General features: G+C 35.4%; 16 protein-coding genes. All 16 read left to right on the top strand.

Annotation, left to right across the window (positions count from 1 at the left end; genetic code table 11):
• Positions 1 to 29 precede the first annotated feature (29 nt).
• The 16 genes from deoC to ACWV26_RS13185 all read left to right on the top strand — a co-directional run bounded on the left by deoC (position 30) and on the right by ACWV26_RS13185 (position 13,776).
• A complete protein-coding gene (gene deoC, locus ACWV26_RS13260) occupies positions 30 to 698 on the top strand; it encodes a deoxyribose-phosphate aldolase (RefSeq protein WP_455895206.1) in 669 nt (222 codons plus the stop codon).
• A gap of 119 nt (positions 699 to 817) precedes the next feature.
• Positions 818 to 991 (top strand): 30S ribosomal protein S21, encoded by a 174-nt coding sequence (rpsU, locus tag ACWV26_RS13255; RefSeq protein ID WP_004227078.1) that lies wholly within the window; start codon positions 818 to 820, stop codon positions 989 to 991.
• Positions 992 to 1,265: 274 nt separating this feature from the next.
• Positions 1,266 to 3,257 (top strand): ABC1 kinase family protein, encoded by a 1,992-nt coding sequence (locus tag ACWV26_RS13250; protein WP_455895205.1) that lies wholly within the window; start codon positions 1,266 to 1,268, stop codon positions 3,255 to 3,257.
• Between the two features lie 84 nt (positions 3,258 to 3,341).
• Entirely contained in the window at positions 3,342 to 4,091 is a 750-nt protein-coding gene (locus tag ACWV26_RS13245) for an NfeD family protein (protein WP_455895204.1), read from the top strand.
• 10 nt (positions 4,092 to 4,101) lie between these two features.
• The gene (gene floA / locus ACWV26_RS13240; RefSeq protein ID WP_455895203.1) at positions 4,102 to 5,109 is read left to right on the top strand and encodes a flotillin-like protein FloA; all 1,008 of its coding nucleotides are present in this window, start codon (positions 4,102 to 4,104) and stop codon (positions 5,107 to 5,109) included.
• 20 nt (positions 5,110 to 5,129) lie between these two features.
• Entirely contained in the window at positions 5,130 to 5,582 is a 453-nt protein-coding gene (locus ACWV26_RS13235; protein WP_455895202.1) for a hypothetical protein, read from the top strand.
• A gap of 50 nt (positions 5,583 to 5,632) precedes the next feature.
• Complete coding sequence (locus tag ACWV26_RS13230) at positions 5,633 to 5,872, top strand: hypothetical protein (protein ID WP_455895201.1); 240 nt, start codon at positions 5,633 to 5,635, stop codon at positions 5,870 to 5,872.
• Positions 5,873 to 5,877: 5 nt separating this feature from the next.
• Positions 5,878 to 6,987, top strand: a complete 1,110-nt coding sequence (locus tag ACWV26_RS13225; protein WP_455895200.1) for a sporulation protein YqfD — start codon at positions 5,878 to 5,880, stop codon at positions 6,985 to 6,987.
• 11 nt (positions 6,988 to 6,998) lie between these two features.
• Positions 6,999 to 7,955 carry a PhoH family protein gene (locus ACWV26_RS13220; protein WP_455895199.1) on the top strand — a complete coding sequence of 319 codons (957 nt, stop codon included), beginning with the start codon at positions 6,999 to 7,001 and terminating at the stop codon, positions 7,953 to 7,955.
• A 169-nt stretch (positions 7,956 to 8,124) separates the two neighbouring features.
• Positions 8,125 to 10,254, top strand: coding sequence for an HD family phosphohydrolase (locus tag ACWV26_RS13215; RefSeq protein WP_455895198.1), 2,130 nt, complete (start codon positions 8,125 to 8,127; stop codon positions 10,252 to 10,254).
• A gap of 19 nt (positions 10,255 to 10,273) precedes the next feature.
• The gene (gene ybeY, locus ACWV26_RS13210; protein WP_455895197.1) at positions 10,274 to 10,747 is read left to right on the top strand and encodes an rRNA maturation RNase YbeY; all 474 of its coding nucleotides are present in this window, start codon (positions 10,274 to 10,276) and stop codon (positions 10,745 to 10,747) included.
• Position 10,748: 1 nt separating this feature from the next.
• Positions 10,749 to 11,111 (top strand): diacylglycerol kinase family protein, encoded by a 363-nt coding sequence (locus ACWV26_RS13205; RefSeq protein WP_455895196.1) that lies wholly within the window; start codon positions 10,749 to 10,751, stop codon positions 11,109 to 11,111.
• Positions 11,112 to 11,122: 11 nt separating this feature from the next.
• On the top strand, positions 11,123 to 11,530 hold the full coding sequence (locus ACWV26_RS13200; protein ID WP_455895195.1) for a cytidine deaminase: 408 nt from the start codon (positions 11,123 to 11,125) through the stop codon (positions 11,528 to 11,530).
• A complete protein-coding gene (era, locus tag ACWV26_RS13195; protein WP_455895194.1) occupies positions 11,517 to 12,428 on the top strand; it encodes a GTPase Era in 912 nt (303 codons plus the stop codon). Before ACWV26_RS13200 ends, era begins: the two co-directional genes overlap by 14 nt.
• Before the next feature lie 28 nt (positions 12,429 to 12,456).
• Complete coding sequence (recO, locus tag ACWV26_RS13190) at positions 12,457 to 13,284, top strand: DNA repair protein RecO (RefSeq protein WP_455895193.1); 828 nt, start codon at positions 12,457 to 12,459, stop codon at positions 13,282 to 13,284.
• 171 nt (positions 13,285 to 13,455) lie between these two features.
• Positions 13,456 to 13,776, top strand: coding sequence for an ArsR/SmtB family transcription factor (locus ACWV26_RS13185; RefSeq protein ID WP_455895192.1), 321 nt, complete (start codon positions 13,456 to 13,458; stop codon positions 13,774 to 13,776).
• Positions 13,777 to 13,786: the final 10 nt, after the last annotated feature.

The following is a 13,786-nucleotide window of genomic DNA, read 5'->3' as shown; positions in this document are numbered from 1 at the left end:
ATCTCTTAATTTAAAGGAGTTTTTTCAGAATGACTAAAAACTATGCTTCATATATCGACCACACATTACTAAAACCCGAAGCAACTAAAGAACAAATACTAAAATTATGTGCAGAAGCAAAAGAATTTGGATTTGCTTCAGTATGTGTAAATCCTACATGGGTAAGTTTAAGCGCTGCTGAACTGAAAGATGCAACTTCTAAAGTTTGTACAGTAATCGGATTCCCATTAGGAGCATCTACGAGTGCTACTAAAGCGTTTGAAACAAAAGATGCAATCGCAAATGGTGCTGATGAAATTGATATGGTTATTAATGTCGGTGCTTTAAAAAGCAAACAGTTTGATGTAGTTGAAAATGATATAAAAGCAGTTGTAGAAGCAGCTAACGGAACATTAGTAAAAGTAATTATCGAAACTTGCCTTCTTTCAGACGAAGAAAAAGTAAAAGCATGTGAATTGTCAGTAGCAGCAGGCGCTAACTTCGTAAAAACTTCAACTGGTTTTTCAACTGGCGGAGCTACAGCTGAAGACGTTGCTTTAATGCGTAAAACAGTTGGTCCTGAAATCGGTGTAAAAGCATCTGGTGGCGTGAGAAGTTTGGAAGATTTAGAATCCATGATTGAAGCAGGAGCTTCAAGAATTGGTGCAAGCTCTGGTGTTAAGATCATGCAAGGCGAAAGTGCTAAATCAGACTATTAATTCGCCCAATAGTATTGACCAAAAGTTAGTAATAAGTTATAATTCTTTAGTACACAATGTTATATAAGTTGAAAGTTAATATTGTGCTTTGACGTGTGTTCGGAGGGAGGGAAAGAGAGATGTCAAAAACTGTCGTTAGAAAAAACGAATCGCTTGAAGATGCTCTTCGCCGCTTCAAACGTACTGTTTCTAAAAGTGGTACAATTCAAGAGGTAAGAAAACGCGAATTTTATGAAAAACCTAGCGTAAAACGCAAAAAGAAATCAGAAGCTGCACGTAAACGTAAGTGGTAATTTAAATTCCTAGACAATCCCTACGTTCTAAACACGCACTATGATGATTTATTAAACTCGCAAATAATATAAGCCGAGAAATCTTAATCGATTTCTCGGCTTATTTACTTTTTGCCTACCTTTGAAGAGGGAAATTTGAATTTAAAACGATTTAGCGATGCATTCGAGAAAAATGATATTTAATCTTTGAAGAAGTTGAAATGTTCTGACAAGCCATGCGTTTTACTTTATGATTTAATATACATAACGAATAAAATAATACGAAGGTGAATCCATGAATTATCTTTGGACAACTTTACAACTAATTGGAATCGGAATCCTAATATATTTTGTAAGTGGCAGATTAATAGGTACAAAACTTAACTTGATCAAAAAAGTTCTTTCTGCCATATTAAGTGTTGTTTTTACAACATTTGTATATTGGTATTCTTATTTAAGATACACTGAATTTCCAAAAGAAGACATGATTAAAGAAGTAACAAACATTTCAACACTCGTGTGGATTGGGAGTATGTTACTTATCACAATGCTTTTTTATTTGATTTTAGAGCTTTTTGATCCTATTCAACTTGGTGAACGTGGCGAACGATTAGCAGGTAATCGCAATATTATTTTCAGAATCAGGAGTAGTTTTAGAAGACAGAGACGCCTAGCACAAGTTTTTAGGATTGCATTTAAGCAAGGTGTAGGGAGAACTTTAAGTTACAAAAGATCTTATGAAAATGATCGATATTTAGCTAGTACTTTACGTAATACACTAGAAGAGTGTGGCGGTATCTTTATTAAGTTTGGCCAAGTCCTTTCAACTAGAAAAGATATTTTACCACTTGCATTTATAGAAGAATTAGAAAAGCTTCAACAGTTTGTTAAACCGATGACTATTGAGCAACTACATGAACAATTAGCAAAAGGACTGCAGAAACCTCTTGGGGAAGTATTCAAGTATTTTGATGATGAGCCGATAGCAGCTGGTTCAATAGGTCAAGTGCATAGAGCAGTCCTCAAAGATAATGGAGATGAGGTCATTATCAAAATATTAAGACCTGAAGTAACCTCCTTAATCACTCAAGATTTAGAGATTCTTTTACATTTTTCGAAGTGGCTGACTGAAGAATCTTCATGGGCTGAGAATATTGGTTTGCATCATCTTGCTACTGGTTTTGCGGATGCCCTTCGTGAAGAAATTAATTTTGAAATTGAAGCTAAAAACATGGAGCAGATGACCAATGCGTTATCATCTGACAAGAAATGTTGTGAAATACCTAAAGTTTATAAGCAATATAGCAATCGAATGATATTAGTAATTGAATTCATCCATGGTGTCAGTATTCGAGATAGTGCATTGCTACTTAAGCAACATGGTATAAAAGAAATCGAACTATTGCGCTCGATTTACGATTCAATTTTGCATCAGATGCTTGTCACTGGAATTTTCCATGCAGACCCACATCCGGGAAATATCTATGTAATTGAAGAAACAGGGCAAGCATGTTTCTTAGACTTTGGAGCGGTAGGAAGATTGGGTCCAATTCAACAACAAGGTCTTAGAACATTATTTATCGGGATTGAAAGAAATGATCCAAAGGTTGTTTTTGAAGGGTTAAAGGATATTATTCAAGATGGAGAAGTTCAAAATGAAGAAGACTTATTACAATCTATTAGCCAGTTATTAGTACAGTTATCTTATTTAAATACCATCTCTGTAGAAGAATTGGTACAATCACTTTTTACAATTACACAGAAATATGAGCTACGGCTTTACCCAATGGTAGGTGTCGCATTACGTGCACTAATCACATTAGAAGGAACGCTAAATGTGTTAGACACAAAGTTTGATCTATTCGTTGAAGCCAAACGTTTTACATCAAAAAATAAAATAGACTTTCTACCAGTGAAAAGTCTTAAAGACGCGAAAGAGATGCTCGAACAAGAGCTTGTTATGTTAATTCCAACATTACAAGATTTGCCTAGACGCCTGGAAAGCATGGCGGATACAATTGGAAAAGGAAAAGTAACGGTCAAGTTAGATATCTTTTCAGAAAAAGCTAGTAGTACATTTGTGAATAAATGGTTGTCAAATTTTATGCTTCTATTAGTCGGAATTACGATAGGTATTATTTCAGTTTCACTATTAGCTATAACGCAATTCATCCAGTCTACTTCAGCAATTTATTTAAATACAGCTTCTTTTTTAGGACTGTTTTTAAGTGCAGTAATTCTTGTTCGTCTTTCCATTTATGCAATACGGACGTCAAAAAAAGTTTAGCCAAATAAATGAAACTATAGTCAATTTCATTCGTATGTTATAGTGAGCAGAAAATGCAATTAGGAGGTGGAGAAATATAGTCTGATGAAAAAATCGATATTTATAATTGCCATAATATGTGTATTTTCAACTGCAATCCCTAGTTTTGCAAATGTACTTGCTACTCAAACGGAATATCAGGAAGCAGGGGGCTTAATCGATTGGTTCATCCAACCACTTCCAGTAACAATTTTACTGTGTCTTGCTAGTCTGGGTATGGTATTACAATTATTTTCGCCACATTTTAGCTTTGGTGGAGTCATGAGCATTTTAGCACTATTAATTTTTTATGTGATTCATATGATGGCAGGATATGCAAGTTTACAAAGTATTCTTTTGCTAATAGTAGGTATAATTTTGTTGCTTTTAGAGTTAATTCTACCTGGTGGAATTGTAGGGATTTTTGGCTTTGCAGCAATAATTATTAGTTTACTCAGCTCAGGGGCAGATACAATGCATATGGCGTATGCAATATTGATAGCCTTAGTGGTGGCTGTCGTAGGAATGGTGATTATGATGAAGTTTTTTGGTAAAAAGTTAAATGTATTTAACAAAATGGTTTTGAAAGATGCAACTGATACAGAAAAAGGATATGTATCAAATAAAAATCGTACAGATTTATTGGGTCAAGAAGCAATGACCACAACACCTCTACGTCCTTCAGGAACTGCTATGATTGGAGATGAGCGAATTGATGTAGTGACAGAGGGTGGCTATATCGATGCTCATAAAAAAGTTACAATCATAAAAGTAGAGGGTGTTCGGATCGTGGTGCGAGAGTCTTATATCGATTAGGAGGAATAAAATGGCTTTAACGAGTAGTTTCATATTCACTATTATAGGAATTGTAGTAGTTTTTTTAGCATTAGTCATATTGTTTACATTTGTACCAGTGGCACTTTGGATTTCTGCGTTAGCTGCAGGAGTTAAAGTAAGCATCTTTACACTAATTGGAATGCGTTTACGTCGAGTTATACCATCTCGTATCGTCAATCCTTTGATTAAAGCACATAAAGCAGGCCTTCCTGTAACTATCAATCAATTAGAAAGTCACTATTTAGCGGGTGGTAATGTAGATCGTGTAGTAAATGCCTTAATTGCTGCGCACCGTGCCAATATATCACTAACATTTGAACGTTGTGCTGCTATAGATTTGGCAGGACGTGACGTATTAGAAGCAGTTCAAATGTCTGTTAACCCAAAAGTAATTGAAACACCGTTCATTGCTGGTGTTGCGATGAATGGTATTGAAGTAAAGGCAAAAGCACGTATTACCGTACGAGCAAATATCGATCGTTTAGTCGGTGGTGCCGGTGAAGAAACAATTGTTGCTCGTGTAGGTGAAGGGATTGTTAGTACGATTGGTAGCTCACAAAGTCATACAGATGTATTAGAAAATCCTGACTCAATTTCACAAACAGTATTATCAAAAGGCTTAGACTCAGGAACTGCATTTGAAATTCTATCGATTGATATTGCGGATGTGGATGTAGGCAAGAATATTGGTGCAGAGCTTCAAATTGAGCAAGCTCAAGCAGATAAGAACATTGCACAAGCTAAAGCGGAAGAACGTCGTGCAATGGCGGTTGCATCTGAACAAGAAATGATCGCAAAAGTTCAAGAAATGAAAGCAAAAGTAGTGGAAGCAGAGGCAGAAGTCCCAATGGCTATGGCAGAAGCTTTGCGCACAGGCAATATTGGACTAATGGATTATATGAATTACAAGAATATACAAGCAGATACAGGTATGCGTGATTCCATTAGTAAGATGAATCAAAATGGTTCAGATACCAATACTAAAACTGATGATTAGTAAGAAAGGGGGGGTGTTTTTTGGAAGCCATAATATTCCTAATCATATCATCACTTATTGGTTATTTCTTAAAAAGTAAAGGGGAAGACACTTCAAAAACACCACCACCAATTAAACGAAGAACGCAAAAAACAACTTCAAAAAAATTGGATCAAACTATGAGACGAATGGAAGAATACACGAGAACAGCCGTTCAAGACATTGAAGAAAAATTTCCTGAATCAGGTGGATTGAAAAAAAGAGCAACGCAATTAGTAAATGAGGAAAAGCCGCCAATTGAGAAAAAAATTTTTGAACGTGCTGAACAAAATAGTAATGATCGCTCGATTCTAATGCAAAAAGCAATTCAAACAAAAGCGCCGGTAGTTAAAAAAAATACATCTACTGTACTTAAATTTCCAAGCAATACTAATGAATTAGCACAAAGTATTTTAATAGCAGAAATTTTAGGACCACCCAAATCAAAAAGATAACACATGCACTCCTCTCTTTGAGCATATGCTTAAAAGAGAGGAGGTTTTTTATGTCGAAAAGGCTATTTCAAGTAATGCCTCTGATCGAAATTGAAAACTTCCAAGCGATCAGAATCAGAGGAGATTTGATGCTTGAAACAATTGCAGAACACCACATGATTTTTTTACATGAAGATTATCGAATTAAAATTGAAGCAGACTCTTTTCATGTAAGGCTTCTTCGAGATGAATTGTTGGCACTTGACATGGAAAACTTAAAAAAAATAGAGCTAACCAGAATAGAGGATTAGGATGTATGAAAAAAAGTCGAGAATACCGCATTGTTCGAATTCGTATCAAACGAACTAAGAGACTCACTGCTTTTTTGAGTGCTCTGACAAAATCCAAAATCGATTTACGTCATCTTACAACTACTGAAAATGAGGTATCATTTCAAACAATTCGGAAACACCTTCCGACTATTAGAAAACTAAGATATCAATATGGTATTTCATTTCGGATTGAATCATTAGATGATGATCAAGTATTACGTAAAGAATGGATTGTCTACGTAGGATTAGCGATTCTTTTTGTCATTCCTTTTTTCTTTTCTCAGTGGATATGGCAAGTTTCAGTTGAAAATGCAACACCAGAACAAACGGAAGAATTATCAGAAACGCTAGATGGGATGCATTTACTAGGTCCATTTATGAAAAGAAATAAACCTGATGATACACAAATTAGGCAGTCAATTTTATCAAAACATCGAGATCTTGCTTGGGTTCATATTCACCGAAGAGGAAGTAAATTAATCTTCGAGCCACTTGCGGCACCCGTAATTGAAAATGAATCGACCAATCAATCCATAAAGGGGAACTTAATCGCTAATAAAAGTGGTGTAATTACACATTTTAACTTACAGAAGGGTGAAAGAGTAGTTGAAGAAAATGATGCAGTCAAAAATGGAGACTTGTTGGTATCAGGTTATTTAAAACGCGGTGAGGAAACGATTGTATATGGTGCTGAAGGTGAGGTTTATGCAGATTACTGGATAGAGTCAGATTTTACAATGCCAAGGAATATTACGTACAAAACAATGGGAGAAAAGACATATCATTTCAGATGGGCGAACGAAAAAACAAATGATCAGAAGTGGAAAGTTGTCAATTTGCCTAAGTGGTTTTCATCAATTGGTGAGGTATATTTACAGCAAGAATTAATCGAGAAAAAGATAACACTTGATGAAAAGTCAGTGTCAGATATTGTTATACCACTTTTGCATCAAAAATATGTAAAAGAATTACCACCTAAAACTGTCGTAAAGCGTGAAAAACTTTTGAATGTTACAATTGATAATGATACAGTTAAGGGGAAAGTATTGTTTTTAGTGAATGAAAATATTGCAGTTAAACAAGCGATTAACTAAGGAGACTGAGCATGACAGAACAACAACCAATTCAATTACAAATGCAAGATCCTAATGAAGCAGTCATGCTTCTTGGCATATCTGATGCCAATTTAAAATTAATCGAAGAAACTTTCCAAGTTCAAATGATTACAAGAGGAGATTCTATTGTCATTGTTGGCGAGGAAGAAAACAAGGAAAGGGCCAGTCTTTTAGTACAGCAATTATTGAAAGTAATTCGTAAAGGAATCAACATCAATCAACGCGATGTAGTATCAGCAATTGAAATGTCTAAAAACGGCACAGTTGAATATTTTTCTGAGCTATATGATGAAGTTATTGCCCGTAATACAAAAGGTAAAATCATAAGAGCGAAAACAATCGGACAAAGAGAATATATACAAGCGATACGGCATAAAGATTTAGTTTTTTGCATCGGACCTGCCGGAACAGGGAAAACGTATTTGGCTGTTGTAATGGCTACACAAGCATTAAAGAATGGCCATGTGAAACGAATTATTTTGACTAGACCAGCAGTAGAAGCTGGAGAAAGTCTCGGTTTCTTACCTGGGGATTTAAAGGAAAAGGTAGATCCTTATTTAAGACCTTTATATGATGCCCTTCATGACGTACTAGGTGCAGAACAAACTGCACGTATGATTGAAAGAGGGCAAATTGAAATTGCACCTCTAGCGTATATGCGTGGACGTACTTTAGATGATGCTTTTGTAATCCTAGATGAAGCCCAAAATACAACCGAAGCTCAGATGAAAATGTTTTTAACTCGATTAGGATTTGGTTCTAAGATGGTAATCACTGGTGATGAAACACAGATAGACTTACCACATGGAGCAAAATCAGGACTAATAAGCGCTGAGAAAACATTGCGCCATGTCAAAGATATAGAGATAAGATTCCTAGAGCAGGCAGACGTAGTAAGACATCCTCTTGTTGCAAAAATTATTCAGGCATATGAACAACAAAAATAACGGTAAATCAGAGGTGCATAATTGTACTTCTGATTTTTTATTTTAAAGACAATAGGTGACCTAGTATTCTAATTTCTGGAAAAACAAAATAAAATTGCTATTTTAATTCAAAATAATTATGGAAAAAATTCTGACAGTTGGTATGATAAAAGAGATGGGAGGTGGCAAAGTGATTAATATCATAAAAACACTCCACCGATATGTACGATTTCCTTTATTGTTAGCAATCATATTAGCACTAACAGGTATTATACAATTTTTCCTCATGGTCAGAGACATAGAGGCAGAGCATTATGACATAAAGCTATTTCAATTGTCTCCCAAAACAATCCGCTCAGTTAAAACAGTAGAGGATACACAAAAAACAGAAGAAGATAGAGAAAGAGTTGCGAGTGAAGTTAGCCCTGTCTATTCATTTTCACCTGATGTTGCTAAAAACCAGGCAGCTATCATTAAATCCACTTTCGACTACATAATAGAAATAAAGAATTCTTCCAAGAATAATAAAAAGAATTCAAACCGTGAAAAGGTATTAGAAGAAGAAATTAAAAGCATAGGTGAAAAACTTGATAAGATTGATTCAAATGGACAAATTATAAGATTTACTAATCAAGAGCTTTCCACTTTGTTGTCTCAAGATGAACAAGAATTGATCGATACGAGAGATGCTTTAGCAACAATTGTTGAAAAAAAATTATCAGAGCCAATACGTCAAGAACAAGTTACTGATGCAAAAGCAAGCGTTGAAAAATCTGTTCGCGAAAGTATTATGATTCCAAATGTCCTTCGATCAATCGCTATACCGTTTGCTAGAACTTCCATAGTAGAAACTGAAAAGATTGACAGTGAGCAAACGAAAGAAAGAATTGAACAGGCGAAGGCAAGTGTGGATCCTACAAGGATATTACTTGGACAAATTATCGTCCAAGAAGGGCAAGTCATTGATCGTGACGTTTATCGTCAATTGCAACTTACTGGTATGATTTCGAATAAGCAATCGCTTAAGCCAATAATCGGCTTAGCGCTATTTGTAATGTTACAAATGTCATTTTTTTATGCGGCATTCTATAATTGGAAAACTGATACAAAAGTAAAAATAAGAAACATAATCATTACTATGATCATTTATATATCGTCAATCATCGTAATGGAGTTATTAGATTTAGTATCTAGTGAATTTGATGTTATTGTTGGGTTCTTATTCCCAGCTGCAGTCGTTTCTATGTTAATTAGGGTAATCGTCAATGAACGTATCGCTATACTTGCAACAATGATGACTTCAGCAGTTGGTGGCATTGTATTTCAAAAAGGCTATTCTTCTGTTTTACAAATGGAGGTATCTTTATATATTGTCTTTGCTGGATTTGCAAGTATCTATTTCATGCGCAATGAAGAAAAAAGATCCAATCTAATGACGACAAGCCTTTATGTATCAGCTGTGAATATTGCGTTTATCGCATTTTATTTGCTTCTTTCGCAATCAAATTATGGACCAAAAGAGTTACTCTATTATTTTATTGCAGCAATTGCTTCTGCCATTCTTTCTGGCGCTTTAACTTTGGGATTACAACCGTTTATTGAATCAGCATTTGGAATGCTTTCAACTTATAGACTTGTAGAACTATCAAATCCTAATCATCCATTACTAAAGAAAATTTTGATGGAGACACCAGGAACATATCATCATAGTGTCATGGTCGCAAATTTAGCCGATGCAGCTTGTGAAGCTATTGGAGCAAACGGATTGCTTGCTCGGGTCGGCTGTTACTATCACGATATTGGAAAAACAAAAAGACCTGGTTTTTTTGTGGAAAATCAAATGTCGGGGATTAATCCCCATGATCAACTGCCATCAAGTACTAGTAGAGATATAATTATTGCACATGCTGAAGATGGTGCTAAAATATTAGAGCAACATAAAATGCCAAAAGAAATAATTGATATTGCAAGGCAACATCATGGTACAAGCTTATTGAAATTCTTTTACTATAAAGAAAAAGATATAAACTCCGAAGTGCATGAATGTGATTATCGCTATGCAGGACCTAAGCCACAAACGAAAGAAATTGCTATAATAAGTATAGCAGACAGTGTAGAAGCAGCTGTGCGTTCAATGAAGAACCCAACTTCAGATGGTATTAAACAGCTAGTTCATAACATTGTTCAAGATAAGTTGCAGGATGGACAATTTGATGAATGTGATCTTTCTTTTCGAGAGTTAATTAAAGTAGAGAATGTTTTTTGTGAAACATTAAATGGAATTTTCCATTCACGTATCGAATATCCGAAGCCAAAATAAGCCTAGGAGGCAAAATACTTTGAGTTTAAATATTGATTTTTTAGATGAAACAGGAAAAGTAAAGGAGTCTGATATTGAATTAGTAGAAGGACTTTTACAACATGCAGCAAAGGTAGAAAGTATTGAAGATGGAACTGAAATTTCAATTACTTTTGTTACAAACGAGGCTATTCATGAGATTAATCGAGAATACCGTCAAAAAGATGCGCCAACAGACGTGATTTCCTTTGCCCTTGAAGAAATAGGAGAAGGCGAAACGCCAATTATTGCTAAAGGAATGCCACGCATTTTGGGCGATGTGATTATTTCCATTGATCGTACAAAAGAACAAGCAGATGAGTATGGCCATTCGTTCGAACGTGAATTAGGCTTCCTTGCTGTTCATGGTTTTCTTCATCTTTTAGGATATGACCATATGGTGCCTGAAGATGAGAAGATTATGTTTGGTAAACAAGATGAGATATTGGAATCTTATGGCTTAACACGTGATTAAAATGGACATACGTCGGTTTATCCACTCTTTTAAATATGCACTTGCAGGGATTAAACAAGTGATGGATGAACAAAACTTCCGATTTGATTTAATGGTTGCATTCATCGTTATAATATTAGGCGTATTTACTGGATTAACTAAAACGGAATGGATGATTCTAATTATCCTAATCGGCTTAATGATGTCCCTTGAAATGATTAACACAGCTATTGAGCAAGTGGTGGATTTGGCGACGCAAGATATCCATCCATTAGCTAAGGCTGCAAAGGATATCGCAGCAGGTGCTGTATTGGTTTTTGCGTGTGTCAGTGTTATAATCGGAATACTAATCTTTTTACCAAAATGGATGGATTTTCTATTGTAGAGGTGTATTTAATGGATAAAAACAATTTAATGGAACTTGCAAAAGAAGGTAGAGAAAAAGCCTATGTTCCATATTCAAAATTTAAAGTTGGTGCTGCATTATTAACTTCTGATGGGAAAGTTTATAAAGGATGCAATATAGAAAACTCAGGTTATTCTATGACAAACTGTGCAGAACGTACAGCGATGTTCAAAGCAGTATCTGAAGGCGAAAGAGAGTTTGCTGCAATTGCAATCGTAGCTGATACCGATGGTCCTTGTGCACCATGTGGAGCTTGTAGACAAGTTATTTCAGAATTTTGTTCACCAAATATGCCAGTATACTTAACAAATATGAAAGGCGATGTTAAAGAAACAACTGTAGCAGAGTTGCTACCAGGTGCCTTTTCACCGGAGGATTTAATGAATGCAGGAAAATAAAGGTTTTAAATCAGGATTTGTCACAATAGTTGGACGTCCTAATGTTGGGAAATCCACTTTTTTAAATAATGTAATTGGTCAAAAAATTGCCATAATGAGTGATAAACCTCAAACGACACGAAATAAAGTTCAAGGTGTTTATACAACGGATGATTCGCAAATGATTTTTATTGATACACCAGGGATTCACAAACCAAAACATAAACTTGGTGAATTCATGCTAAAGGTTTCAAAAAATGCCTTACGTGAAGTCGAAGCGATCATGTTCATGGTAAATGCTACTCAAAAGCTAGGTGCTGGAGACAAATACGTAATGGAAATGTTGAAAGGCACTAAAACACCAGTCTTTTTGGTTGTCAATAAAATAGATGCCGTTCATCCCGATGAGTTACTTGAAATTATTGAATCATATAAAAATGAATTTGAATTCGCTGAAATCATTCCAATCTCAGCACTTCAAGGAAATAATGTACAACAATTACTTGATACATTGAAAAAATATTTACCAGAAGGGCCACAATATTACCCTGCAGATCAAGTAACAGATCACCCAGAGCGATTTATCATTGCAGAGCTAATTCGTGAAAAAGTGCTTCATCTAACTCGTGATGAAGTGCCACACTCAATTGCAGTTGAAATTGAAAAAATTGCAAAAGACGAAAACAAAGATTTAGTCCGTATTAATGCATCTATTATTGTAGAACGTGATTCGCAAAAAGGGATTGTCATTGGTAAAAGAGGTGCTTTGCTTAAAGAAATCGGTACTCGTGCCCGCAAAGATATCGAAACACTTCTTGGAAGCAGAGTCTATTTAGAACTTTGGGTAAAAGTCCAAAAAGATTGGCGTGATCGAGCATCACAACTTCGTGACTACGGTTACCGTGATGATGAATACTAATTAAATTTATATTAGGAAGTGAAGACAATTGCTGAATAAATGGGAAGGCATTGTCTTAAGAACACGACCTTATGGTGAGACAAACAAAGTCGTCACCTTAATGACAAGAGAGGTTGGCAAAATTGCTGCAATGGCTAGAGGAGCGAAAAAGCCCTCAAGCCGTTTAGCTGCGATTAGCCAACCCTTTGTTCATGGAACTTTTATGATTCAGCAAGGTCGTGGCATGGGGACATTGCAACAAGGGGAGCCACTAGAATCCATGCGACATATCCAAGAAGATATCGTAGCAACAGCCTATGCTAGCTATATTATAGAGATTGTAGATCGTTTAATAGAATCAGATAAAAAAGAGCCTTATGCATTTGATATTCTCTCCCAAAGCTTACATGCGATTGAAGAAGGATATGATCCAGAGGCTATTGCTATGTTTGTGGAATGGAAAATGCTTCCTTATACAGGCGTTCAGCCAATTCTACATGCGTGTGCAAGTTGTGGAGCAGTGGAAGGTGAGTTTGCCTTTTCCTTTACACAAGGCGGTTTCTTATGCCATCGCTGCTTCCACCGAGACCCCTATCTAATTCGCTTAACTCCAACACACGTTAAACTTATTCGAATGTTTTATAATGTGCCAATCGAGCAAATTGGCAAACTGAATTTAAAAAAAGAAACAAAATACTTCATCCGTAAAATTGTCACTACCATATACGAAGAGCAAACAGGTATGCGATTCAAAAGTCGCTCATTTATAGAACAACTGGAAAGAACACCTATGCTATTCGATGCACATTTTGAAAAGCAAGACCCACAGCAAGATGTGAAAAAAACACCAGATGAAAAAGACAATGAATCTGAATAAAATGAGCTGCCATATTAGTGAGAATATTACTAATATGGTGGCTCTTTTAATTATTTTTAAAATATTTGATCATTCCTTTGACATTTTCCAATAACGCTCCATATAATATTCATATATGAATAGATAATCATATAGTCAATTAGAAGATGCATTTATGAAAGGAGCCTTACTATGAGTAAAGAAAAAGAAACGTTTGAAACTGAAGATTTAGACGAAGAAATTTTGTTCTTAGTATCGCAAACTTTTAAAGCAATCAGCGATCCTACTCGTATTCGCATATTAAATCTCCTAAGCAAGAATGAGCATTCAGTAAATGAAATTGGTGAAATATTAAATTTAAAACAGTCAACTGTCTCTCATCAATTGAGCTTTTTAAAAAATTTAAGATTAGTAAAATTTCGTCGTGAGGGAACGACTTTATATTATTCGCAAGATGATGAGCATGTTATGGCTATCTTGCAACAAACCATTGATCATGCAAAGCACAATTAGGGAGTGAGAT

Source organism: Rummeliibacillus sp. JY-2-4R (assembly GCF_053847205.1).
The sequence above is the reverse complement of the archived record's forward strand: the minus strand, read 5'-3'. Positions and strand labels throughout refer to the sequence as shown.